A 26,279-nucleotide genomic window follows, 5' to 3' on the forward strand; every position below is an offset into this window, starting at 1 on the left:
ATACAATTGTCGTTTAAGGAGTGAGTGCATTGAGTATCGATATCGAAAAATATTTACAGGACATCGATCCTGATAATGTTTGCGGCGACGATCTGGAATACGACCCCGCTTTTATCGCGTTGGAGCAAGCCATAATCGGCAAGCCGGAACAGGAAATCGGCGACACTATTCAAGAAGCCGAACCGCCGGACTGGAAGGAAATTAAAAAATCCGCTGAAGCCTTGCTAGACCGGACGCGCGATTTAAGAGTTCTGGTTTATTACTTGCGCTCCTTGATTGCACTCGAAGGACTTACCGGTCTTAGCGAAGGATTAAAGTTAATCGACACATTGATCGCAAAGCACTGGGACGCTGTGTATCCTCGGCTCGACCCCGATGACGACAATGACCCTACTGAGCGCGTTAATATTTTGATGGCTTTATGCGATCATGAAACGATGTTGCGTCCTTTGCAGCTTGTTTCTTTAGTCGAGTCGAAAGCATTAGGCCGTTTTTGTTTTCGCGATTTCATGATTGCCGCCGAGAAAATGACGGTTTCCGAAGATGATAATGCCCCGAAATTAGGGACTATCGAAGCCGCTGTTCAGGATAGCGATATTGCTGCATTACAAAGTAATTTGGCATCGATCGTGGCAAGCGCCGAAAGCCTGAATAGTTTGGAAGACTTCGTTACTCAGCAAGTAGGCATCAACAATGCTCCTAACTTTGAGGCGCTTAGGCACTTATTGAAGGAGTTCGAGCATTTGTTATCGGGCTGGCTGGAGTCGCGCGGGGTCGACGACATCGACGCCCCACAAGTCGATCCGGAAAGCCAGGACGAGATGGCAAGTAGACCGCAAGCCACAAAAAAATCGATCTCAGGTGCCATCAATAACAGTCAAGATGTCCTCAATGCGCTCAAGTTGATTTGCGACTATTATAAAAAAAACGAGCCGTCGAGTCCTGTGCCGTTGCTTCTTGAGCGGGCGCAGCGGCTAGTCGGAAAAAGTTTCATGGATGCACTCATGGATATTGCGCCGGACGGCGTTAGCCAAGCCAGTATCATCATGGGGGCTAAAAGTGAAGATGAATAAATTAGGCTCGCAATTTCTCTTACAAATTTCTATCGAGGAGGTGTTAAATGGCTGAAAGCAGTCAAAAGTTTATCGCGCGTAATCGTGCGCCGCGAGTACAAATCGAATACGATGTCGAACTCTATGGTGCGGAGAAAAAAGTTCAACTGCCTTTCGTGATGGGAGTACTCGCTGATTTGTCGGGAAAACCCGCCGATCCATTGGCGCCTGTCGCAGATCGTAAAATGCTCGAAATCGATGTGGACAACTTCAATGATCGACTCAAGGCAATGAAACCTCGTGTCGCATTTACGGTGCCCAACACCTTGACGGGTGAAGGCAATTTGAATGTCGATCTTACTTTCGAAAGCATGGATGATTTTTCGCCGGCGGCTGTGGCAAGAAAAGTAGACGGACTGAATAAATTGTTGGAAGCGAGAACGCAATTGGCAAATTTGGTCACTTATATGGACGGAAAAGGCGGCGCCGAAGAATTGATAGCGAAGGTAATCAATGATCCGGCTTTATTGCAGTCGCTGACCGCTGCGCCGAAGCCGGCCGATCCAGCCGAAGCAAAAACCGAGGAAGGAGGAGAGTAAACCATGGCTGAAGCAGAACAGGCAACAGAAGCAGAAGTAACGACCGGAGAGGTCGCTGAAGGCAGCGATTTTTCGGCATTATTGACCAAGGAATTCAAACCGAAATCCGAACGAGCGAAAGAAGAAGTTGAAAGCGCGGTTCAAACGCTTGCCGAATTTGTTTTAAAGGATACTTCGTTGGTATCCGATGACGCGATAGCTTCAATCGAGTCTATCATCGCGCAAATCGATAGTAAATTGACCGAACAAATCAACAAAATACTGCATCATGAAGACTTTAAAAAACTAGAAGGTACTTGGCGAGGACTGCATTATTTAGTCAACAATACCGAAACCGACGAGATGCTTAAAATTCGGGTCATGAACATCTCAAAGAACGAGTTAGGTAAGACGCTCAAGAAGTTTAAAGGGACGGCTTGGGATCAGAGTCCCATGTTCAAAAAATTGTATGAAGAAGAATATGGTCAATTTGGCGGCGAACCCTTCGGCTGTTTAATGGGGGATTATTATTTCGATCATTCACCGCCCGACGTCGAATTATTGAATCAAATTGCGAAAATTTCCGCCGCATCGCATGCACCGTTTATTACCGGTTTGTCGCCGACTACATTGCAAATGGACTCATGGGGTGAATTAGCTAACCCTAGAGATTTGACCAAAATCTTTTCCACCCCCGAGTATGCGGCTTGGCGATCGTTACGAGATTCCGACGATTCCAAATATTTGGGAATGGCGATGCCGAGATTTTTGTCCCGTCTGCCTTATGGAGCAAAAACCGATCCGGTTGAGGAATTCGATTTCGAAGAAAATACCGAAGCGGCCAACAGCGCCAATTACACTTGGTCTAACGCGGCCTATGCGATGGCGACCAACATTAACCGCTCATTTAAACTTTATGGCTGGTGTTCAAGAATTCGCGGCATAGAATCCGGCGGTGCAGTCGAAGGTTTGCCGGTCCATACCTTTCCGACCGATGACGGCGGCGTCGATATGAAATGTCCGACTGAGATCGCGATCAGCGACCGCCGCGAAGCGGAATTGGCTAAGTCCGGATTCATGCCATTGATTCACAAGAAAAATTCGGATTTCGCCGCATTTATAGGTGCGCAGTCGCTGCATAAACCGGCTGAATACGACGATCCCGATGCAACGGCAAATGCCAATCTAGCTGCGAGATTGCCGTATTTATTCGCAACTTGCCGGTTCGCGCATTATTTGAAATGTATCGTCAGGGATAAAATCGGGTCGTTTAAAGAGCGCGACGATATGGAAAGATGGCTCAATAGCTGGATCAGTAATTACGTTCTGACTAATCCGGCATTGGCGACGGAAGAGGATAAAGCCATTCGTCCTTTATCTGCCGCCGAGGTGGTTGTTGAAGAAGTCGAAGGTAACCCGGGTTACTATGCGTCCAAATTTTATTTGAGACCGCATTATCAGTTGGAAGGCTTGACTGTTTCCTTACGACTCACTTCCAAATTGCCTTCACAAAAAGGCGGCTGATGATTGTAAGAGGGGTTTAAGCGATAGATAAACTCTCTTGGAAAATGGTTAAATCCCCTTTGAGATTATTCATCAGCAGTTTGTAATTCTATTTATTTCTGTAAATTATGAGGATAAACAATGATCTTATTAAAATTTGAACCCGAATTGAAAGGCGATTCCAAAGTCGATAAGCATGATGGTTGGATAACCATAGACTCAGTACAATGGGGGACCGGGCGCGCCGTAAGTTCTAGCGGAACCGGCGCCGACCGTGATACCAGTAACCCATCCTTTTCCGAAGTTACATGCACTAAAAGTATGGATATTGCCTCTGCTCAGTTAATGCAGGAAGCAGCATGCGGTAAAACGCTGGATAAAGCGACTTTTCACTTTATTCAAACAGGCGGAAAAGATGTTTCCGGACAAGAATTTGTGGAAATTATTTTAGAAAAACCGCTGATCAGCAGCTATAGCATGAGCAGCGGAGGTGAAAGGCCGAATGAATCCTTTTCCATCAACTATGTTGGTATCACATTACAGTATAACCAATTCGAAGAAGGCGGAACTGTTAAAAAAGGCGAAGCTAAAGGTTATGATTTAAAAACCAATAAAGCCAAAAATAAAATCTGATAATTCCCCGTTCTGGCTGAACAGCGGTTGTCGTATTTTTTAGACAGTTCAGCTAGGCGAATGAATTAAAGGACCTACTCATCCTTCCGAATGGGCGGTTTATGCCGCCCACTTTTTATCTATACTCATCGTAGATTAAAATTCGGCACTGGGGTGCCCGTCAAAGGACGCCTTGAACCCAGCACCTAAATTATCCAAGACATTAACCATGGGCTATGGAATTTAGGTGCTGGGTAAATACGTCCACGTAGGCTCTATGCCAGCTCCATGCTGACAAAGCCTTTGCCGGACACCCTGGTACCTTCTTGGATACAACCGAAATTTGAAGTGCGAAAGGTATATGGAATGACGCTAGCCGAGGACCGATACATGTTAAGCAGTGAACAAGCATTGAAAGACGGTAATCTTGAACAAGCATTGGCCGACATTCAACAGGCCGTGAGAAAAGATCCAGCCAATGTCAAAAATAGAATTTTCCTCTTTCAATTATTATCGGTTATAGGTCAATGGGAAAGAGCGTTGACCCAACTCAATGTCTTGGCTGACATGGATGCGGCAACTCTGGCGATGGTACAAACCTATCGTGAGGCACTTCGTTGCGAAGTATTGCGTAAAGAAGTTTTCTCAGGCTTGAAAACACCGTTGATTTTTGGCGAGCCTCAACAATGGATGGCCTTGTTGTTGCAATCTCTCAACCTCGCTGCGCAAGAAAAATACCAGGAGGCTCAAAACCTGCGCAATCAAGCTTTTGATGGCGCTCCGGCCACGGCCGGTTCAATTGATGGCGAACGTTTTGACTGGTTGGCGGATGCCGATGTCCGGCTCGGCCCCATGCTCGAAGCAATCATTAATGGGCAATATTATTGGGTTCCTTTTCAACATATCAACACTATCCAAATAGAATTGCCCGAAGACCTGCGCGATTTGGTTTGGATGCCTGTGCATTTTGCTTGGCAAAATGGCGGCGAAGCGGTCGGGTTTATTCCGACACGTTATGTCAACTCCGAAACTAATCCGGATGCGGCTATTCAACTGGCGCGCAAGACCGAATGGCAAGAACCGCATGATGGGTTATTCATCGGTCTGGGACAGCGCTTATTAAGCACTAATCACAATGATTATGCCTTGATGGATGTCCGTGAAATTAGTTTTGATGGCACTGATAACATATAAGTCATGGCCGAATTAACCCAAAAAGAACGCCTCCAACCTTCGTTACTCGATCGATTGACGGATGATGAGCCGAACAATCGGGTTGAATCCAGAGATAAGCGGGTGTTATCGATGCAGAGATTGAGGCAGTCGGTCCTGCGCGACGTTTCCTGGCTATTGAATGCCGATTCCTTCGAGTCCGTTGCCGATTTAACGGATTATCCGGAAGTCGCTCAGTCGGTTATCAATTTCGGCATACAAAATCTAGCGGGTACTTCCGTGGTCGGCGCGGACTTGACCAATATAGAAAGAAAACTTAAACAAGCCATTTCCGTCTTTGAGCCGCGAATTCTTCCCAATAGTTTGTCGGTTAAAGTATTGTCGGCGGATGTCATGAGTCATCAAGCTATCAGCTTCGATATCGAGGCCAATCTTTGGGCGCAGCCCCTTCCGATACATCTTTATTTACGGACTGAGATCGATGTATTGACTGGCGATGTTAATCTACGCGACATGGGCGGCTAAGGCATGGATCCGAAATTATTGCGCTATTACAACACGGAACTACACCATTTGAGGGAAATGGGCGGCGAATTTGCCGTCGAATTCCCTAAGATTGCAGCGCGCTTGGGCATGGATAGCTTTGAATGCGCAGATCCTTATGTCGAAAGATTATTGGAAGGTTTTGCCTTTTTAGCGGCACGCGTCCAATTGAAGCTCGATGCCGAGTTTCCGCGATTTACCCAGCACTTGCTGGAAATGATCTATCCGAATTATCTCGAGCCGACACCGTCTATGGCCGTCGTGCAATTTCAACCCGATTTAACGGAAGGTTCGTTAAATGAAGGTTTTACGATAGAAAGAGCAACCGCGTTACGCAGCCAGACGACAAAAGGCGAACAAACCCCCTGCGAATATCGCACCGCGCACGAAATCAAACTTTGGCCTTTACAAATCCACGAAGCGGAATATCTGCCCAATCTTGGGGCCGTGGCAAACCTCTGCGCACATAATCTGACCGGGGTAAAAGCCGCGATTCGCATCCGGCTCAAAACCACGGCAGGTTTGAAATTCAATGAGTTAAAATTGGATTCCTTACCCGTTTTTTTAAGAGGGCATGGCGAATTGCCGATGCACTTGTATGAACAATTGATTGGCGATTCGTTAGCCGTTTGCATGCAGCCGACCGAAAAACCTTATCGCTGGCAACATTTAGTCAAAGATAATGCGGTAACCCGGATAGGCTTTTCCGATGAAGAAGCCTTGCTCAATTATTCGCCTCGTTCTTTCCAGGGGTACCGTCTTCTGCAAGAATATTTTGCCTTTCCGGAACGCTTTATGTTTGCAGAATTTAACGGTTTCGCTCAAGCGTTGAATCAGTGCGATGCCGAAGAGATGGATTTAATCGTTCTGCTAAAACGAAGTCACGCAAAACTGATTAATGCCGTCGATAGATCTCAATTTGCGTTGTTTTGTACTCCGGCGATCAATCTGTTTCCCAAGCATGCCGATCCTATTTATATCGATCGGAAGTCGTCCGAATTTCATATCATTCCGGACCGCTCCAGACCGATGGACTTTGAAATTTGCCAAGTCAAGGAGGTCATTGGCATTGGGAGCGGGGGCGTCAATGAAAAAAAGGAATTTCAGCCGTTTTATCGATACAGCGACGAACGCAGCCATGACGTCCGGCCTGCTTATTATTCGTTACATCGGCAACAACGGATAGCTTCGTCGAAACAAAAACGTCAAGGACCGCGATCGAGTTATATCGGCAATGAGACCTTTATTACGCTGGTCGACGGGCAATCGGCGCCTTACAGTAACGACCTTAAACAACTATCGATCAAGGCGCTTTGTAGTAATCGCGATTTACCGTTGCTGATGCCGTTGGGCGGAGGAAAAACCGACTTCACGATGCAGAAGGGCGCGCCGGTACAAAGCATCCGTTGCCTTTCAGGTCCCACTAAACCTCGGTCGTCGACCGCCTATGGCAATGTCAATTGGAGTTTAATCAATCATTTGTCGATGAACTATTTAAGTTTAATCGACCGTAATGACAAAGAAGGTGCCGTCGCTCTGAGAAGTTTATTGAAGTTATATAGCGAATACAATGTTGCAGCTATTACTAATCAGATCGAGGGATTGTTGTCGATTCAAGCGAAAGATATCGTCAGACGAATCAATACGGCCGGCCCTATCGTTTTTGGGCGCGGCTTAGAAATAACCTTGAACTTCGAAGAGTCTGCTTTTGAAGGCAGCGGCGTCTTCTTGATGGGAGCAGTGCTGGAAAATTTTTTAGCCCGCTATGTTTCAATTAACTCGTTTACCGAAACCGTGGTCAAGTCCCCGGATCGGGGAGAAATCATTAGATGGCCGGCGAGAATAGGTCGAAGAAAAACGATTTAATCGAAGGTTTACTCGAACAGCCGCATCAGTATGATTTTTTTCATGCCTTACGGTTGATTGAATGTAGTCATGACGATAAACCTTTGATAGGACAATCCAGTCGGCCTGTAGACGACGCGGTAAGGTTTGGTCAAGAAGTCTCCATGGCATTTGAGTCGTCGACAATGAGTCAATTTATTACGGCTCAGGAAGGGAAGCCGGCCCGATTGACACAGCGTTTTTTAGGGCTGTTCGGACCCAACGGTCCGATGCCCTTGCATCTGACTGAATATGTGCGAAGCCGGGAGCATAATTTTCATGATCATACTCTGGCCCGATTTGGCGATATTTTTCATCACCGCATGGTTGCGTTATTCTATCGCGCCAAAGCGGATGCCGAACCTGCTTTCAGTTTCGACCGACCCGACCAAAACCGATTTGGCGATTATTTAGGAGCGTTAGCCGGGATCGGCGATGAGGTGTTTCAAGATCGCGATGCGATGCCGGATCTGGCCAAGTTTCATTACATAGGCCATTTAGCGAATCAGGCTAAAAATGCCGACGGGCTGATCGCTATCCTGGCCGATTTCTATAAATTACCGGTGAGACTCAATGAGTTCATCGGCGAATGGTTACAGATCGAAACCGAGGATTTGACCCGATTGGGTGAATCGGCCCAAACCGGTAGATTGGGCGAGTCGGTCGTATTGGGCTCCAGAGTTTGGAGTTGTCAGCATAAATTCCGGATTCTGTTCGGGCCTTTGACCCTAACAGAGTATGTCAGTTTGCTGCCTTCCGGTCAGCGATTGGAAAAACTGATTGCGATCGTACGAAACTACAGCGGCTTCGAGTTCGATTGGGATGTTAATCTAATCTTGAAAAATGACGAGGTACCGATGAGTCAATTGGACGGCTGCACGCGACTGGGTTGGACTAGCTGGCTTGGCGAGCGGCACAGCACTGAAGATGCGAACGATCTGTTGCTGAATCCGATACGGTAATGAGTCGATATAAGCTGGTGAGCAGTAAACAGTGAGCAGTCAGCGGAATTTGTGTCTAGATTTTGCCTGAAAACCAAGGAACGAGCATGAAATAGCTACGACAACTTTTGGAATAGGGTTCGGTGGCTTGCTTAACAGGTGTCGGCGGCAAGAATATCCGCCGTAAAGCATACAAGGACGTATTCAAGACGTTCTGTCAAGCGAGTCACCGAACCGCTAGAAAGCTGAGTGCTGTAGAGTTTTTCATTTGCATGTTTTTAAGTGATAACAGGTGCCGTTGTTTGAGCGCAGATCTTTATACGGGTCAATTCAATGATTATTTTGGGAGTGAGTTATGGGCGATATCAGCCGTGTCGCGTTATTCGGTAAGCTGAATAAAGTGTGCTACAAATCCATAGAGGGCGCTACCGTGTTTTGTAAAATGCGCGGCAATCCTTATGTAGAATTAACGCATTGGTTGCATCAAATTCTTCAGTTGCAAGACTCGGATCTCCATAAAATCATTCGTCAATTCAATCTCGACCCCTCCAAATTGGCGCGCGACTTTACCGAATCTTTGGATCGCCTCCCAAGAGGCTCTACATCGATTTCCGATTTATCGTCGCATGTCGAAGAGGCTGTCGAGAGAGGATGGGTATACGGTACATTAATGTTCGGCGAATCGCAGGTACGTTCGGGACATTTGGTTGTCGGCATTCTTAAAACGAAGGGTTTGAATCATGCCTTGCTCGAAATTTCCAACGAATTTGGAAAAGTCAAGCCGGATACCTTAACCGAACGTTTCGCGGAGATTGTCAGCGGCTCGCCTGAAGAAGGTCTGCATTCAAGCGACGGTTTTCAAGTCGGAGGAGGGGCTGTTCCGGGCGAAGCCAGCGGCGCGATGTCGCCGGCGCAGATGGGTAAACAAGAAGCCTTGAAACAATTCACTGTCGATTTAACCGAACAGGCGCGACAAGGCAAGATGGACCCGATCGTTGGGCGCGATGAAGAAATCCGGCAGGTCATCGATATTTTGATGCGTCGACGTCAAAACAACCCGATATTGACTGGCGAGGCCGGCGTCGGCAAAACTGCCGTCGTTGAAGGCTTCGCGCAGAAGATCGTCGCCGGGGACGTGCCGCCGTCCTTGCTGGACGTCACGTTGCGTACGCTTGATGTCGGTTTGCTGCAGGCAGGCGCCAGTATGAAAGGCGAATTCGAGAACCGCTTACGTCAAGTGATCGAGGAAGTGCAATCATCCGAAAAACCTATCATTTTGTTTATCGACGAAGCGCATACCTTGGTCGGCGCTGGCGGCGCAGCCGGCACCGGCGATGCAGCGAATCTTTTAAAACCGGCTCTGGCTCGAGGTACGCTCAGAACCGTCGCGGCTACGACTTGGGCCGAATATAAGAAACATATCGAAAAAGATCCGGCATTGACGCGGCGCTTTCAAGTCGTGCAAGTACTGGAGCCGAATGAGGAAAAAGCGATACTGATGATGCGAGGTGTCGCATCTGTCATGGAAAAACACCATCAGGTTCAAATACTCGATGAGGCTCTGGAAGCTGCGGTAAAGCTGTCTCACCGATATATTCCCGCCAGGCAGTTGCCCGATAAATCGGTTAGTTTGCTAGATACTGCATCGGCACGCGTAGCAATCAGCCAGCATGCCGTTCCTGCCGCAGTCGATGATTGCCGAAAACGGATTAACGGATTGGATACGGAATTGGCGATCATCGGCAGAGAAAAGTCGGTTGGCGTCGATATCAAAGACCGCGAAACGATTGTTCTGGAAAAACTTAAAGCCGAAAAAGATCGCTTGGCGTTGTTAGAAGAGCGCTGGAACAACGAACGTGAGCTCGTAAAAAACATTTTAGATATTCGTCAAAAACTGCGAGAACAGGGCGGTAAAGTCGAGGGGACCGACAGCAAACTCGAAAAAGCGGTTGACGAAGTTGCGGGAGTCGATTCCGAATCGGCAACACGCAATGGTCTGCTTGAGAATTTAAAAAACTTGCTATCTCAATTGCATGATTTGCAAGGCGAATCGCCGTTGATTTTACCGAGCGTCGATGCTCAAGCCGTGGCTTCCGTCGTCGGCGATTGGACCGGAATTCCAGTCGGGCGTATGGTCAAGAATGAAATCGAGACCATCATTCATCTGGCCGATGCCATCGAGCAGCGCATCATCGGACAACGTCATGCGTTGGAAATGATAGCGCGGCGCATACAAACCTCGCGCGCGGGTCTCGATAATCCGAACAAACCGATCGGGGTGTTCATGCTGGCCGGTACGTCGGGAGTCGGAAAAACCGAAACAGCCCTGGCCTTGGCCGAAGCCTTGTACGGCGGCGAGCAGAATGTCATCACAATTAACATGAGCGAATACCAGGAAGCGCATACCGTGTCGACGTTAAAAGGCGCGCCTCCGGGTTATGTCGGATACGGCGAAGGCGGTGTGTTGACCGAAGCAGTTCGACGAAGACCCTATTCGGTCGTGCTGCTCGATGAAGTCGAAAAAGCGCATCCGGACGTTCATGAAATTTTCTTCCAGGTTTTCGATAAGGGCTGGATGGAAGACGGCGAAGGCCGGGTCATCGACTTCAAAAATACGCTGATTCTTTTGACTACCAATGCCGGTACCGAGCTGATCGCCAATCTCTGCAAAGATCCGGATTTGATGCCGGAGCCTGAAGGCATTGCCAAAGCCTTGAGGGAACCGTTGCTAAAAGTCTTTCCGCCGGCATTGTTGGGCCGTCTGGTCGTTATTCCATATTACCCGTTAAGCGACGAAATGATCGCCGCAATCGCGAAATTGCAGTTAAAACGTATCGAAAAACGTATTGTTGAAAATCATAAGGTACCGTTCAGTTATGATGAGGATGTTATTAAATTGATAGCCGAACGCTGTACCGAAGTCGAAAGCGGCGGCCGCATGATCGATGCGATATTGACCAATACGGTTTTGCCCAGTATCAGCTCCGAGTTTTTAACGCGGATGATGGAAGGTAAGACAGTTGAAAGGGTGCATGTCGGTGTGGCGGATGGAGAGTTTATTTATGAATTTTGAATTAAACTACACATTGAGAATGCTCGTTCTTAAAGTCGTTAATGCAAATAATACACAGAGGTCTATCTTATGTCCTTTTATCTAAATGTACCATTTGTCACACAACTTGGTATTGGCGCAGAGATTGGTAAACATCACGGACGGGATGATCCAACTGGATGCTGGTATGCCAGTTTGTGCATGGTTGGATTTTATTTTGAAGCAGGCCCTCGGTTAGGTAACCCGGAATTATTTAAACGTCCTCTAGACAAACTTAAACACGGTACAGATGTCGGACATTTTCCTATAGGTGGTGATGCTGAATTAAAAATGATGCAGAACGAAGGATTAGAAGAAGTCCCTGAACCGGCTGATAAAAAATGGAAAAATTGGCAACTTGCGAAAATGCTTAAAGAGTATGGACCTTTAATGATGTCTTGGTGGGCTCCGGGGGCTCATGTTTCAGTTGTTATTGGTATAGACTCTGAAGCAAATGAAGTGATTTATCACGACCCGGAAAACGCGCCAAATTCTCGGATGTCGTTAAATAATTTTAACAGCAAGTTAATGTGGGGGAACCGCGCATTGATGCGAAAAAAAGGAAAACCACATCAAGGTTGATAAATTTATCTCACTGGTTTTTGCGGACAAGAACCTATTCTAAAGTTCACCTTGATTGATGACCGAATTCTTAGGTAGTCGATAAAATTATTATTCATAAAATTGAGGTATTTATGCCAGCTGTAGATCGCTTTCTTTCTGACCCTGTTGAGTTTATGCAAAATAACATCGTTTCAACTCCTGAAGGAGGTGATGTTAATAAAACAGGAGGTAAAAAATTTTTTACTCTGGAAAAACTTAATGGTCTTGCAAGTAGTGTCGAACGTCCAGGGGCGCAGATTGCAACTTATATGGCTCGGCCTGCAGGTAATGGAGGGAATGCTGAGGGCATAATGGAAATATATTGGTGCCCTTATCAGGATGACTCCATTCAGTCTACGACAGTAAGCAATGCTGCAAATATCATGTTTACTGCGCCGATGAACGGTTGCAGCTTTGGCGTTGGTTCTCCAGCCGAGGATGGTTCACGCTATGTCGCTCACATTAATATGAAATCGCAAAATAATGCATGGAACAAACAGGACGCTATCTTGAAGGGCAGCAAACTGGGAAGTACGATCGTGAGCCCGCATATGTATATGGGCTCGGATAAAGATCCTGTTCATGTGATCACTTTTGGTGTCCGTAACTCAAAAACTAGGCAATGGAGTTTTTATTACCAGCTTACCAAAATGGGTGTTGGCGCAAACGGTATTATTAAGACATTGATTGGAGTGTTTCCAGTCTGAAATTAAGTTAAGTAAGCAATGAAACTGACAGCATATACCCGTCGTAGATGAAAATTCGGCGCCTGGGTGTCCGACAAAGGACGCCGTGAATACGTCCATGTAGGCTCTATGCCAGCTCCATGCTGGCAAAGCCTTTGTCGGACACCCAGGCGCCTCCTCTAGCACTGCCGAAATTTGAAGTGCGAAAGGTATATAAGCTAAAAACCTTGATATAAACGAGCCAATAAAACCAGTTTTTTCAGTCGCCTCTGTTAGACCACTTTATAACCGGAATTTTATAAATCATGGCACAAAACAATAGATCCATTACTGCCGATACTCCTTTAGGCGATGATCAGCTGGTTTTCTATCGTATGACGGGGACAGAATCCATCGGCAGATTGTTCGAGTTTGAGGTTGAGTTAGTTCGCGATCTGAAACTGGGCAGTGTTAAAGCCGATCAATTGTTGGGCAAGGGAATGACAGTCAAGCTGGATCTGCCCAACGGGGGCACGCGGTTTTTTAACGGTGAGATCGTGCAGTTCAAGCATATAGGGCTCCATAGTCGCTTTAGTTGTTACCGTGCAACACTAAGGCCTTGGTTATGGTATTTAACCCTAAATGCCGATTGTCGTATTTTTCAAGATAAATCGGTTATCGATGTTATTAAGGCAGTATTGGACAACTACGCATTTGCCGATGTTCTTTATAAATTGGACGGCGAATACAAAACCTTGGATTATTGCGTTCAATATAGAGAAAGCGATTTCGATTTCATTAGTCGCTTGATGGAACACGACGGCATCTTTTATTACTTCGAGCATCAAGACGGTAAACATAAATTAGTAATTACCGATTCGAATAAAGCTTTCGAAACTCAAAGCGGCTATCGGTCCATTCCTTATATGCCTCAGGGAAATATCGAGAGCCGTGAGCGCGATCATATTCACGAGTGGCTTCAAGAGAATCAAGTCACGGCAGGTAAATTCGAATTGAATGATTTCGATTTCGAAACGCCAAGCTCCGATTTAACAATCAAAAAACACAACCCGGGGGGGTATTCTCAATCCGGACAGGAAGTCTACGATTTTCCAGGAAAATTCTCGTCATCAACGGTAGACAGTAAGCTGGTCGATAAGCGCTTAGAAGAGCGGCAAAATGCCTATTCCATTAAGCGCGGTCAAGGCAATGCTTTGGGCCTCATTCCCGGTATGAAATTCACACTAAGCGATTTTTATTTTGACGAAGAAAACATCGAACATGTCGTTGTGTCGGCATCCTATATTATTCAAGGCGACGATAGCGTTTCAGGTATGGGTGGAGGCGGTGAGATTTTTCAATGCAGTTTCGACGCGATCGATGCAAAGCAAGTCTTTCGATCGCTCAGATCGACACCCAAACCTTCGGTTTCAGGGTCGCAGACCGCGATTGTCGTCGGCCCGTCGGGTGAGGAGATTTGGACCGATAAATACGGTCGCGTCAAGGTCCAGTTTCATTGGGACAGGGAAGGACAAGACGATGAAAATAGCTCGTGTTGGGTCAGGGTTTCTCAGCCGATGGCCGGTAAGAAATGGGGGTGGGTTTCTTTGCCGCGGATCGGTCAAGAAGTCGTCGTCAGTTTTTTAGAGGGCGATCCGGACCGTCCGTTGATAACCGGGAGAGTTTACAACGACGATCAAATGCCGCCTTATGATTTACCTTCTAACAAAACCCAAAGCGGTATCAAGACCCGCAGTTCAAAAGAAGGTACGGCCGATAACTTCAACGAATTACGTTTCGAGGACAAAAAAGGCGAGGAAGAGGTTTACATCCACGCCGAAAAAGACCTTAATTGTGTAATCGAAAATAACGAGACTCGCAAGATCGGTTTAGATAAAAAAGACAAGGGCGATCAAACGATCGAGATCCAAAACGATAGAACAGTTACTTTGCACGACGGCAACGATAAGTTGAAAATTGAAACAGGCAATCGTAACATCGAGATCGATCAGGGGAATTATGACTTGAAGGTATCGACCGGCAATCATTCGGTCAAGATCGATTCCGGCAAAAGCACGATTGAAGCGATGCAGTCCATCGAGCTCAAAGTGGGCGGCAGCAGTATCGAAATCACCCAAGCAGGGATTACGATCAAAGGAACGATAATAAAAGTGGAGGCCAGTGGGACGTCGGAAATAAAGAGTCCAATGACCGTAGTCAAAGGAGACGGCATGTTGATTCTGCAGGGCGGCTTGACAAAAATTAACTAGCGTATGGGCAATGACTGAAATAAATTTAATAAAAATAAAACAAGAAAAGGCTTCCGAAATCTCTGGGTTGTTCGAGTTAAGCGAATTAGGTCAATCGTTATTAACTCAAGACGTCACGCCTGCTGAATTTATTGAAAAATTAATACAAGAAGAATGTTTCACTGATTGTATTAATTTTATCGCTTATGGCTTACCCAAAAGAGAAGCGACATGGTGGGCTTGCTTGTGTGCTCGTAGTTGTCAAAGTACTCAAATGAATCCAAAGGATGCGAAGGCGGTGGAGTCGGCCGAAGCTTGGGTGTATAAGCCTATTCAAGAAAATGCTAAAGCCGCTTTTATTGCTGCGGAAGCGACAGATTTTAAAACGGCTGCCGGTTGGGCGGCAACAGCGGCATTTTGGAGCGGTGATAATCTTTCACCTTTAGATGACAATATTGTTCTTCCGTCACCGGATCTTACTGCAAAAGCGGTTGCAGGCGCCATTATGCTGGCTGCTTCCCAAGATGGTGCCGCTCAGGTCAAAAACAGAAAGCAGACATTTATTCGGCAAGGCATTGATATTGCGAAGGGTGGCGACGGTCGTAAGGTTGTACAGTAATCAAATAAACTAACGGCTAGCCAAACCGTTTTATAACTTTCCCAATTCGAATTTCGGAATCGTGCTCCCTCTCTCAATCTCAAGATGTCCGATGAGATGGACTTTTCACCCTTCACGTTGTGAAAACCGAAATTTGATGATCGAACACAATTAAGGATTTGGTTGTAAATAGGAGGGCTCGGTAACTCGATTGGCGGGTGTCGGCGGCAGGGAAAGCCGCCGTCAAGCCTACAAGGACGTATTCACGGCGTCCTGTCAAGCGAGTTACCGAACCCTCAACATAGCACATAGTCCCCGGACGTTATTTATCACGAAATCCTAAAGGAGCGAGTATGTTTCCAGCAGCTAGAGTGACAGACATGCATGTTTGTCCTATGGTTACAGGGGTAGTGCCTCATGTAGGTGGGCCTATTTTACCGCCTGGAACCCCAACCGTATTGATAGGCAATTTACCGGCCGCAAAAGTCGGGGATATGGCGACTTGTGTGGGGCCTCCGGATACCATTGTCAAAGGATCATCCACGGTATTGATTTGCAACATGCCTGCAGCGCGCTTATTGGATAATACTGCGCACGGCGGAGTCATTGTCGGTCCTGGTTGTCCGACCGTTTTAATAGGCGGTTAAAGCTTTCTTTTTATGCCCTAGCGCTAAAAAGGCAAAGCCAATAGTTGGCCAATATCGAGCTTTTTGATACAGCACTAAAGTTACTGTGAAAGTTCGTAGATATAGACCCTTTATACCTTTCGCACTTGAAATTTCGGCATTGCCTAAGGAGGAGCCGGGGTGTCCGACAAAGGCTTTGCCAGCATGGAGCTGGCATAGAGCCTACATGGACGTATTCACGGCGTCCTTTGACGGACACCCCGGCGCCGAAATTTGACCAGCAAAGGATATATCTAATTTTTCGATATACGGCGCTCGACAGAGCGAATGCCGGTTCCGGAGAGGGTGCGGTTGCTCGACCGACAGGCGTCGGCGGCAGGGAAAGCCGCCGTCGAGCCTACAGGGATGTATTCACGGCGTCCTGTCGGGCGAGTGACCGTACCCTCCCCACCAGAGAACTTTCATTTGCCGGGGCGATGGCCAGGCCTTCATGAACGTTACTGTGAAAGTTCGCAAATCTAATTTTTCGATATGCAAAACAATGCTGTAAAAATGCCGGTTCCGAAGAGGTTGCGGTTACTCGATTGACAGGTGTCGGAGTTATACCTTTCGCACTTCAAATTTCGGCAGTGCCTGAGGAGGCGCCAGGGTGTGCGGCAAAGGCTTTGCCAGCATGGAGCTGGCATAGAGCCTACAGGGATGTATTCACGGCGTCCTTTGACGGACACCCTGGTGCCGAATTTTGATCTGCGATGGGTATATTTCATGCGCGTTCCTAAACAAATTTCCAGGTAAGCTGTTTTATGGCCCAAAACAATCGATCCGTGACAGCCGAGACTCCGCTCGGAGACGATCAGCTCATCTTCTACCGGTTGACAGGTAAGGAAGAAATCGGCCGATTGTTCGAATTCGACGTCGAGCTGATTCGCGATCAAAAACTGGGAGGCGTCAAGGCCGATCGATTGCTCGGCAAGGGCATGACCGTCAATCTCGATCTGCCGAACGGAACGACGCGTCATATCAACGGCGAGATCGTGCAATTCAAACATACCGGCCTGCGCGGACGTTATATTACCTATCTAGCTACGTTGAGGCCTTGGCTATGGTATTTGACGTTGAATGCCGATTGCCGAATATTCCAGGATAAATCGGTCATCGATGTCATCAAGGAAGTCTTCAGTCGCTACTCCTTCGCCGACGTTCAATACAAACTGGAAGGCGACTATCAGCCCTTGGATTATTGCGTGCAATACCGCGAAAGCGATTTCGATTTCATCAGCCGCCTGATGGAGCACGAAGGCATCTTTTATTTCTTCGAGCATGACAATGGCAAACATACTTTGGTCATCGCCGATTCGAACAAAGCATTTCAGATTCGGAGCGGTTATGAGACCATTCCTTATTTTCCGCTCGGCAACACAGACAGCCGCCAACGCGATCATATTTACGAATGGCTCCAGGAAAATCAGGTAACGACAGGAAAATACGAACTCAACGATTTCGATTTCGAATCGCCCAGTTCCGATTTGACGATCAAGAAGCACAATCCCGGCGGCTATTCGCATAGCGATCAAGAGATCTATGACTTTCCGGGAAAATTTACCGTATCATCGGTCAATACCAAGCTGGTCGATAAGCGACTGGAAGAGCGGCAAAATGCTTATTCGTTGAAACGCGGCCAAGGTAATGCTTCGGCGTTGATTCCCGGTATGAAGTTTTCGCTCGCGGATTTCTATTTCTCGGAAGAAAACAAGGAGCACATTGTCGTATCGGCTTCTTATGCGATTCAAGGCGACGATCTTGAATCGAGCATGAGTGGAGCGGGTGAGATATTCCAGTGTACTTTTGCCGCGATCGATGCTGCTCAGGCTTTTCGTCCGGAAAGACTCACTCGGAAGCCGATCGTTTCCGGCTCTCAGACTGCGATTGTCGTGGGTCCGTCAGGCGAAGAGATTTGGACCGACAAATACGGCCGCGTCAAGGTACAGTTTCATTGGGATAGGGAAGGGCAAGACGATGAAAACAGCTCGTGTTGGGTCAGGGTTTCTCATCCGATGGCCGGTAAGAAATGGGGTTGGATATCGTTGCCGCGCATCGGCCAAGAAGTGGTCGTCAGTTTCCTGGAAGGCGATCCGGATCGGCCTCTGATCACCGGACGAGTCTATAACGACGAGCAAATGCCGCCTTATGAGTTGCCAACCAATAAAACGCAAAGCGGTATCAAGACCCGCAGTAGTAAGGCAGGTACTGCTGATAATTTTAATGAAATCCGTTTCGAGGACAAGAAAGGCTCCGAACAGCTTTTCATCCATGCTGAAAAAAATCAAGACATCGAAGTCGAAAACAACGAGACACACTGGGTAGGCAACGACCGCAGTAAAAACATCGATCATGATGAAACAACCGTCGTCGGGCACGACCGAACCGAGACGGTCGGCAATAATGAGACGATCACAATCGGCGTCAATCGCACCGAAACGGTCGGTTCTAACGAGTCGATCACGGTCGGCTCGAACAGAACCCGCAATGTCGGCCAGAACGAAGTCGTCAATGTCGGATTGACCCGTACCCACAATGTCGGCGTCAACGAAATGATCAACGTCGGTGCCGCTCAGGAAGTCACGGTAGGCGGCGCGCAAGCCGTCACGATCGGATTGACTCAGGCCGTGACGGTCGGCAAAGACGTGAATGAAACGGTAGGCAACAATCGCAGAGCCAGCATTGGTAAGGACAATTCGCTCAGCGTCGGCAAGAATCTAACGATCGACGCCGGGGATCAGGTCGTGATCAAAACCGGCAAGGCCAGCATCACGATGAAAAAAGACGGCACGATCACGATTCAGGGCAAGAACATTACGATAAAAGGCAGCGGCGAAATCAATGCGAAGGCCGACAAAAATGTCGTAATCAAAGGTAAAAAAATCCTGCAAAATTAATATATACTTCGCGCGGCCACATTTGCTGGTAAGCTGACGCGCTCTTTTTTCCGATAGCGGCGTTACCTACATGGATGTAGGTAAGAGGCGTGAGCAGGAGCGGAAGCTTTGCGAAAACAGTTACATAGCTTGCTATGCGCCTGTTTTCGCGCCTTGCTCTCGAACAAAATAGCAATTGCCATAAAAGCCTCAAACATGACCGCGCGAAGTATAATTTTTCGGAGACGCAAGCATGACCGATGTTTTGACGAAACCAACGAATCAGCTTTACACAGAAAATGCCATCACAGAAAAGATCGACGGCGTGGTTGTCGGTTTATTGATCGGATTCGACGGTCAAGGCGCGCCTCTGGTCGGTTTCACTGGTAATCCTCAGGCTGAGGCAGCGCCGGCCCGTTCGACCGCGAACCTGACGCGCGAGGATATCGGCTGCGAGGTGGCATTATTGTTCGAAAATGGCGACCCGGCGAGGCCGCTGATCATCGGACGCATGCAACAGCCGGTTATTTCAACCGAAAAGCCGAATGAACAAGCTTTCAATGCAGAAATAGACGGCGAACGGGTAGTCCTGCAAGCCAATCAGGAAATCGTGCTGCGCTGCGGCAAGGCCAGCATCACGTTGACCCGCGCCGGTAAAATCATCATCCGAGGCGCTTATATTCTCAATCGCTCGTCCGGCGTCAATCGCATCAAGGGCGGCTCGGTGCAAATCAACTGATATGGATCTGATCAACGCCACCCGCATGCAGGCAGCCTATACTCAAGGCTTGCAAGTCGATGGCCGAGAATTGTTGGTGGTCGTAATCAAAGGGACTTTTCAGATACCCGAATGGGCCAATCAGGCACCCGAGCTTGCCGAAGAACAAGTTCCATTGGTTTTCGCCGATACTTTCACCGGAGAACCGGGATTTTCAGCACCCATTTATGAAAGCGACTTCGCGCCCAGAAAACCACGCTGCGACGTGTTGCTGCTCGGAACCGCCTATGCACCGGAGGGCTCGCCGGTCAATCAAATTCCGGTCGGCCTTAAAGTCGGCGATTTTAAGAAAGTATTTCGCGTCGTCGGCGATCGCGTTTGGCAAGCGGGTATCGGCGGCATCGAGGCGGGGCCGCCGGCGCCGTTTTTGCAAATTCCGATCACCTATGATCGCGCCTTCGGCGGATCGGACGATTTTCATGTCGATCCCGAAAAACACAGCGCCTATCGGCCTAATCCGGTAGGCGTTGGCTATCACGCCATGCTAAGCAGCGAACTCGTGAACGGCGCGCCGATGCCGAATACCGAGGAGAGCGAACGTTCGATCACGAATCCCGCCGGCGACTATCGACCGATGTCTTTCGGTCCGGTCGGGCGTAGTTGGGAGCCGCGTTATCGTCTAGCCGGAACCTATGATCAACACTGGACCGACCATATTTTTCCGTTTCTGCCGCCCGATTTCGACGAAGCCTATTTTCAGGCGGCGCCGCTCGATCAACAAATTCCGTATTTGCAAGGCGGAGAAGAGATCGTGTTGGCCAATCTGACGCCGTCGGGACGAAGCCGTTTTTGGCTGCCTAAAATAGACATGCCGGTCGTGTTTTTCCCGAAAAAAGGGGGCAAGGAAGAAACCCGGGCGGTAATCGATACCTTGATCATCGAGCCCGATTTGGGGCGATTCACGGTCACCTGGCGAATCGCACGACCGTTGAAGAAGAGCATGTTCGAAGTTTCACAAGTACTGGTCGGCAAAATGTCCCGGGCTTGGTGGCGTGCTCGGGAGTTAGGCAAAACCTATTATCCTTCGTTGGCGCATTTGGCTAAAGCCAATCGACCGGAAGCGGAGGAGGAAAGTTGAGTAATCCTATCCCATTGGTTTTATAAAAGAAGTGATGCAATGATTACCGATACCGAAATTAAAACAAAAGGCATGCAGATCCTTTCCGACTATCTCGGAGATGTCGAAGCGGAACGATTTATCGCTTTGATTCAGAGAGAGCCTTTCGATTACACAAAGTGGCATCAAGAACAGGATGATTCAATGACTATCGAAGAACTGAGTGAACATACAATGGCTTTGCGAAAAAAACTCGAGCAAACAACCAAATAGCATGCCGACCTTTTCTCCAAAGACCGCTAAGGGATGACCTCATGAGCTTTCCTTTGGCGATTACCGGTACCGGCCTGGTCACTGGCGTCGGCCTTGATGCGCCGGCGAGCTGTGCCGCGATACGCTGTGCGATCGACAATTTTCAGGAAACCCGCTTCATGGACCAAGGCGGCGAGTGGATCATGGGCTGCGAAGTGCCGCTCGAACAGCCGTGGCGCGGCAAAACAAAGCTGATCAAAATGGCCGCCGCTGCGATCCGAGAATGCTTGTCCGGCAACCCGTTGATCAATCCCGTCGAGACGCCATTATTGCTTTGTTTGTCGGAGCGCGACAGAAAAGGCCGGGTAATCGACGACGACAATCAGTTTTTTCATGATTTGTTGGAAGAACTGCAACTGGAATTTCATGAAAAATCACTGGTCATTGCCGGAGGGCATGTCGGCGTCGCACTCGCGCTGAGACATGCCAGGCCGCTCATTCAGGAATTGAAACTCAAACATGTGTTGATTGCAGCAACCGATAGTCTTCTTGTCGCGCAATCCTTAGCGCACTATGAAGAACACGAGCGCTTGCTGACCAGTCAAAACTCCAACGGATTCATACCCGGCGAGGCGGGGGCGGCGCTCATCATAGAACCGACTTACGCAAAGCCGGAGCCACAGCTCATTTGCCATGGCCTAGGATTTGCTGTTGAAAAAGCTCACATTGACTCGGAAGAACCATTGAGAGCAGATGGCTTAACTGCGGCTTTGAAAGAGTCGCTAATCGATGCCGGTTGCGGTGAAAGCATCCTCGAATTCAAAATCACCGACATTGCAGGCGAACAATATCATTTTAAAGAATCGAGCATCGCTTTCAGCCGCGTCGACCGTACTAAGCGAGAAGAATTCGACATCTGGCATCCTGCGGATTGTATCGGCGAAACCGGTTCGGCAATTGGCTTGGTTATGCTGGGATATTTGAAATCCGCCTGCGAAAAAAATTACAGCAAGGGGAATCACATTTGGGCCCATCTAGGCAATGACGACGGTAAGCGGGCTTCTATGATATTGGCTTGGCAAACGGTAGGAGCAAAATAATGGCGAATGAAGTGTATGCTAACGGCATGGAACTAGCCTGTAAAGCAGGCTCTGGAAAAACCATCGCTTCGTTTCCGGACGTTTGTTTTACCCCGCCGGAAAATCCGGCGACGCCGCCTGGCGTTCCTATTCCCTACCCGAATACTGGATTTGCCTCTGATACCACGAAAGGTAGCAAAAACGTGAAAATCACGGGCAAAGAAGTCATGCTGAAAAATAAGTCTTACTTCAAGAAATCGACCGGCGACGAGGCAGGGTCGGCTGCCAAAAAAGGGGTAATTTCAAGTACCAATAGAGGAAAAGTTTATTTCATCAAATGGTCGATGAATGTCAAATTTGAAGGTGAGAATGTTGATCGGCATTTGGATTTGACAACTGATAACCATGCAAGCCCTATGGCTAATGAGGCAGTTCCTTGGATATTTTCTGACCGGATGGCAATGGGTAATATTGGTGAATGTGCAGATGAAAAAAATAATGTTGAATCGAAGTGTGGCGATCTTAATAAACCGGTTAAGTGCCCCACCTCAGGATACGAATTAGTTGAAGCACGAAAGAAAAATTCCGGCAAAAGTAAGGCTGAAAAACAGGCTTTAGAGCGGAAACTAGGTGGGGAAATGCAAAGAGATCCTTGCCAGAAGGCCTTGCGCTGTTTTTTATCGCCATATGAACCTAATAAATGTTGCCCTGGACAGACACCTGATCACTTAATCGATGTCAAATCATTTGTCGAAGCTGGACAGGATCGAACAACGGGAAAACGAAAGCCAGGCTGGGATAAATATAATGACAAGGACGCACCCTCCATGTGCGTCGAAGGCGGTGCGGCTACCTGCTCAACTCATGGTGTATTGTCGACCAAGCGTAAAGCTTTTGTTAACCAGATGGGAGGAAAAGGAGCGGAGACAGATTTAGAAACACTTGCCATTGTTGGCGCAGTGACAGCCTCTGATACGTTTAAAGGGTGCAGTGTCGAGTGTTTAGAAGCCCAACTGCTTGATTATCACAGAAAGGTCCAGGATAACAACGCTAAGGTATCTATGTCACAGTTTGGACTTGGAGAGAGTGCTCCTTGGAAACAAGGTATATCAGCCAGAGCAGCAAAACTAGCCAAATCGTGGCTGGGATGAAAGTTTAGGATATCTAAAATGCAAATGAGTAATGTAAATCTTACAAATCCAGGGATTTCTTTTGTAACAGGAGCTCCCATTTCCTGTGATACTGGATTGTTGATACTTTCAATTGATGAACTTTTTCATGATAAGGAGCCACACAGCTTACTCGTAGTTAAGGATCATGACGTCACCAACGGTATTCTAGTTTCATCAAATTGCTGTGATGTTATTCTCGCAAATGAAGGTGGAAATCTTAACGGTTACTTTCTTGGCGAAGACGGTGGGATATGGTTTTACAACGGTAATACTATAGAGGCATCCGATCCCATTACTTCAAACAAAAATTTCGGAGCACTTAGGTCCCAAGCCTTTTCTTCTAATTCATATCATATAGTTGCGGGGGGAGGAAACACTGCTTTCCTAAAAAAAACCACTTCCGAATGGAAAGATCAGGAAATCAAAATGAGTCAGGATATTGAACAATTTAAATATGTAGGCTTTGAAAAAATAGTGGCACTACCTGAAGGATCATTCTATCTATTCGGTTGGCATGGGATTGGAATTTTATTAGCTGACAATCGTAGCACGAGATTAGATTTGCCAACAAATCTAGATATTTATGACGCTGTTCTAACTAACGATGGCTTTATATACACTTGTGGTGATCAAGGAACCATTCTTAGGGGGTGTGGCTTAAACGATTGGTCGATAATAAACAATGAAATTACTGGCGATAAGCTTTGGGGTATCTGTTCATTTGAGGGAAGGACTTTCGTATGCAGTATGAATTCAATCTATGAAATTGTCGATAACGAATTACAATTTATAGAATATTCAGAATTTAGCGACATCCCTCTGTGTCAATATACCTGAGACACCGCCCCATGCATTAATTAGGGAACATTTTCGGAGAAAATCTCATGACTGACACAACCGTACAAGCTATTCCTCATGCCGCGGCGAACGCGGAGGACACGCAAGACGCCCGTAGGGCGGCTGAAGTGTCCTCCGCGTTCGCCGCGGAACCTTCCCGCATCACCAGCGAAGTGCTTGAAAAGGCCGCCCGCCGGACGTTTACCGCCGAATACAAAGAGCGCATCTTGACCCAGGCTGATGCGTGTAGCGAACCGGGCTGCATCGGCAAGTTGCTGCGCACAGAGGGATTATATTCCTCACATCTCAGCAAATGGCGCAGCGAACGTGAGCAGGCCATCCGCGCCGGTCTATCCAAGCCGCGTGGCCGCAAACCTTCGGACAAGAATCCGTTAGCCGCTGAAAATGCTCGTCTGCAAGCCGAAATTCAGCGTTTGCAGGCATGCCTAACACAGGCGGAGGCTATCATCGATGTCCAAAAAAAACTTTCGCAACTGCTGGGCTTGTGCGAGATTCCAGCCCACACCGGGAGAGCATCATGAAGGCCACGCTTGAACTCAGCCGTGAGGTAGGCGTTAAGGCCGCCTGCGAGGCGCTCAACTTCAACCGTGCCTCGTTTTATCGCGCACAACAAGATCGCTCTTCGTGGCCGGTCGAACGTCCGCGCCCGCCGCTGGCACTGAGTACGGACGAAGAGCCACACGTCCTGGCGCATCTGCACAGCGAGCGTTTCATGGATCGCTCGCCTTATCAGGTCTATGCGGCGCTGCTCGACGAGGGCGTTTACCTGTGCTCCATCAGCACCCTCTATCGCATCCTGGTGCGCCACCAGGAAGTGCGCGAGCGCCGCAACCAGCTTCGTCGTCCCAACTACACCAAGCCCGAGTTACTCGCCACTGCGCCCAACCAAGTATGGTCATGGGATATCACCAAACTCAAAGGCCCGGCCAAATGGACGTATTTCTACCTCTACGTCATTATCGACATTTTCAGCCGCTGCGTGGTCGGCTGGATGGTAGCGCACCGCGAATCCACCGAGCTGGCTAAGCGACTGATTGGCGAAAGCTGTACTCGGCAAACTATCCGTGAAGGCCAATTGACTATTCACGCCGACCGCGGCAGCAGTATGACCTCCAAAGGCGTCGAGCAACTGCTGGCTGACCTGGGCGTGACCAAAACCCATTCACGGCCCCATGTCTCCAACGACAACCCGTATTCCGAGGCGCAGTTCAAGACCTTGAAATACCGACCGGGCTTTCCGGCTCAATTCGGCGCTATCGAAGATGCCAGAAGCTTTTGCGGAACGTTCTTCGACTGGTACAACCATGACCACTATCACTCCGGCATTGCACTGTTAACCCCGGCCAGCGTTCACAGCGGCCAAGCCGTCGAGATAGTTACGCAGCGCACGCAAGTCCTGCATGCCGCATTCGAGCGCAATCCGGAACGCTTCAAAAACCGCCAACCCCATGCCCAAGCCGTACCTGAAGCCGCTTGGATTAACCCGCCCCCTTCACGGACGGCAAATGAGGCTCTCGACCAGGAAAACTAAACTCACAATCTACACTAATTTTTTATTATGGGTGTCTCAAAATCATTGACATATACCGCATACCCAGTTTCACTTACCGACTTAAGACTTGCATAGACTGTGTTTGGTCCATCGGTTCCAAGCAATTAGTGCAATATGACGGATCTGATTGGCGAGAGCTAATGCTACTTTCATAACTTATACCCTGAAACTATGGACGAGCGGTCACAAATAACTCTTCAATGGCATCTTGTTCTTACGGCGAATGAACGTAAGCTAGATTTACCTTGGCAATTTACCTTCGGACGGAGCAATGATTCTGTAATGTCCGTCAATGTTTCTGGGCGGCTTTAATGAAGGTTTGCTGGCGCGAAACCGCCCTACGAATCTAAATTGATATTCGGGAGATGGCATGCTGAATTATCGGCGTAATTTTGTGCCGGGCGGTTGTTATTTTTTTTACGGTCAATTTTCTGGAACGTAAACGGGATTTGTTGGCCGACCATATCGATTTGATGTGTGCTGCCGAGTAACCCTACT

The 26,279-nt window shown here is 48.0% G+C and carries 22 protein-coding genes; all 22 read left to right on the forward strand.

Annotation, left to right across the window (positions count from 1 at the left end; genetic code table 11):
• Positions 1–20 precede the first annotated feature (20 nt).
• The 22 genes from tssA (at position 21) to MEALZ_RS09600 (ending at position 25,760) form a co-directional block, all read left to right on the forward strand.
• Complete coding sequence (gene tssA / locus MEALZ_RS09490; RefSeq protein WP_014148409.1) at positions 21–1,073, forward strand: type VI secretion system protein TssA; 1,053 nt, start codon at positions 21–23, stop codon at positions 1,071–1,073.
• 47 nt (positions 1,074–1,120) lie between these two features.
• Positions 1,121–1,651 (forward strand): type VI secretion system contractile sheath small subunit, encoded by a 531-nt coding sequence (tssB, locus tag MEALZ_RS09495; protein WP_014148410.1) that lies wholly within the window; start codon positions 1,121–1,123, stop codon positions 1,649–1,651.
• Positions 1,652–1,654: 3 nt separating this feature from the next.
• Positions 1,655–3,154, forward strand: coding sequence for a type VI secretion system contractile sheath large subunit (gene tssC, locus MEALZ_RS09500; protein WP_014148411.1), 1,500 nt, complete (start codon positions 1,655–1,657; stop codon positions 3,152–3,154).
• A gap of 120 nt (positions 3,155–3,274) precedes the next feature.
• On the forward strand, positions 3,275–3,766 hold the full coding sequence (locus MEALZ_RS09505; RefSeq protein ID WP_014148412.1) for an Hcp family type VI secretion system effector: 492 nt from the start codon (positions 3,275–3,277) through the stop codon (positions 3,764–3,766).
• A 369-nt stretch (positions 3,767–4,135) separates the two neighbouring features.
• Positions 4,136–4,939: a type VI secretion system accessory protein TagJ gene (locus MEALZ_RS09510; protein ID WP_026130017.1), complete on the forward strand. Its 804-nt coding sequence runs from the start codon at positions 4,136–4,138 to the stop codon at positions 4,937–4,939.
• Between the two features lie 3 nt (positions 4,940–4,942).
• Positions 4,943–5,443 carry a type VI secretion system baseplate subunit TssE gene (gene tssE, locus MEALZ_RS09515; RefSeq protein ID WP_014148414.1) on the forward strand — a complete coding sequence of 167 codons (501 nt, stop codon included), beginning with the start codon at positions 4,943–4,945 and terminating at the stop codon, positions 5,441–5,443.
• 3 nt (positions 5,444–5,446) lie between these two features.
• On the forward strand, positions 5,447–7,327 hold the full coding sequence (gene tssF / locus MEALZ_RS09520) for a type VI secretion system baseplate subunit TssF (protein ID WP_014148415.1): 1,881 nt from the start codon (positions 5,447–5,449) through the stop codon (positions 7,325–7,327).
• The gene (tssG, locus tag MEALZ_RS09525) at positions 7,291–8,307 is read left to right on the forward strand and encodes a type VI secretion system baseplate subunit TssG (RefSeq protein ID WP_046061495.1); all 1,017 of its coding nucleotides are present in this window, start codon (positions 7,291–7,293) and stop codon (positions 8,305–8,307) included. The genes tssF and tssG overlap by 37 nt, the downstream gene beginning before the upstream one ends.
• Before the next feature lie 334 nt (positions 8,308–8,641).
• On the forward strand, positions 8,642–11,359 hold the full coding sequence (gene tssH, locus MEALZ_RS09530; protein ID WP_014148417.1) for a type VI secretion system ATPase TssH: 2,718 nt from the start codon (positions 8,642–8,644) through the stop codon (positions 11,357–11,359).
• A 69-nt stretch (positions 11,360–11,428) separates the two neighbouring features.
• Complete coding sequence (locus tag MEALZ_RS09535) at positions 11,429–11,959, forward strand: papain-like cysteine protease family protein (protein ID WP_014148418.1); 531 nt, start codon at positions 11,429–11,431, stop codon at positions 11,957–11,959.
• Between the two features lie 113 nt (positions 11,960–12,072).
• Positions 12,073–12,687: a hypothetical protein gene (locus MEALZ_RS09540; protein WP_014148419.1), complete on the forward strand. Its 615-nt coding sequence runs from the start codon at positions 12,073–12,075 to the stop codon at positions 12,685–12,687.
• 284 nt (positions 12,688–12,971) lie between these two features.
• Positions 12,972–14,915, forward strand: coding sequence for a type VI secretion system Vgr family protein (locus MEALZ_RS09545; RefSeq protein ID WP_014148420.1), 1,944 nt, complete (start codon positions 12,972–12,974; stop codon positions 14,913–14,915).
• Positions 14,916–14,925: 10 nt separating this feature from the next.
• Positions 14,926–15,513, forward strand: coding sequence for a DUF6931 family protein (locus MEALZ_RS09550; protein WP_014148421.1), 588 nt, complete (start codon positions 14,926–14,928; stop codon positions 15,511–15,513).
• A 332-nt stretch (positions 15,514–15,845) separates the two neighbouring features.
• Positions 15,846–16,139 carry a PAAR domain-containing protein gene (locus tag MEALZ_RS09555; RefSeq protein WP_014148422.1) on the forward strand — a complete coding sequence of 98 codons (294 nt, stop codon included), beginning with the start codon at positions 15,846–15,848 and terminating at the stop codon, positions 16,137–16,139.
• Positions 16,140–16,921: 782 nt separating this feature from the next.
• Positions 16,922–19,054: a type VI secretion system Vgr family protein gene (locus MEALZ_RS09560; RefSeq protein WP_014148423.1), complete on the forward strand. Its 2,133-nt coding sequence runs from the start codon at positions 16,922–16,924 to the stop codon at positions 19,052–19,054.
• A 232-nt stretch (positions 19,055–19,286) separates the two neighbouring features.
• On the forward strand, positions 19,287–19,772 hold the full coding sequence (locus MEALZ_RS09565; RefSeq protein ID WP_014148424.1) for a DUF6484 domain-containing protein: 486 nt from the start codon (positions 19,287–19,289) through the stop codon (positions 19,770–19,772).
• A gap of 1 nt (position 19,773) precedes the next feature.
• Positions 19,774–20,889, forward strand: a complete 1,116-nt coding sequence (locus MEALZ_RS09570) for a DUF2169 family type VI secretion system accessory protein (RefSeq protein ID WP_014148425.1) — start codon at positions 19,774–19,776, stop codon at positions 20,887–20,889.
• A 39-nt stretch (positions 20,890–20,928) separates the two neighbouring features.
• Positions 20,929–21,141 (forward strand): hypothetical protein, encoded by a 213-nt coding sequence (locus MEALZ_RS09575; protein ID WP_014148426.1) that lies wholly within the window; start codon positions 20,929–20,931, stop codon positions 21,139–21,141.
• Positions 21,142–21,182: 41 nt separating this feature from the next.
• Complete coding sequence (locus tag MEALZ_RS09580) at positions 21,183–22,220, forward strand: 3-oxoacyl-ACP synthase (protein ID WP_014148427.1); 1,038 nt, start codon at positions 21,183–21,185, stop codon at positions 22,218–22,220.
• Positions 22,220–23,350, forward strand: coding sequence for an HNH/endonuclease VII fold toxin-2 domain-containing protein (locus tag MEALZ_RS09585; protein ID WP_014148428.1), 1,131 nt, complete (start codon positions 22,220–22,222; stop codon positions 23,348–23,350). Before MEALZ_RS09580 ends, MEALZ_RS09585 begins: the two co-directional genes overlap by 1 nt.
• Before the next feature lie 18 nt (positions 23,351–23,368).
• On the forward strand, positions 23,369–24,208 hold the full coding sequence (locus MEALZ_RS09590) for a hypothetical protein (protein ID WP_014148429.1): 840 nt from the start codon (positions 23,369–23,371) through the stop codon (positions 24,206–24,208).
• Positions 24,209–24,255: 47 nt separating this feature from the next.
• Positions 24,256–25,760 (forward strand): IS3 family transposase gene (locus MEALZ_RS09600; RefSeq protein ID WP_408607054.1). Its coding sequence is split into 2 segments (ribosomal slippage): positions 24,256–24,694 and positions 24,694–25,760, totalling 1,506 coding nucleotides; the frame shifts between segments, so codons are not numbered across the junction.
• Positions 25,761–26,279: the final 519 nt, after the last annotated feature.

Origin of the sequence: Methylotuvimicrobium alcaliphilum 20Z, assembly GCF_000968535.2 — a bacterium.
Lineage (GTDB): Bacteria > Pseudomonadota > Gammaproteobacteria > Methylococcales > Methylomonadaceae > Methylotuvimicrobium > Methylotuvimicrobium alcaliphilum.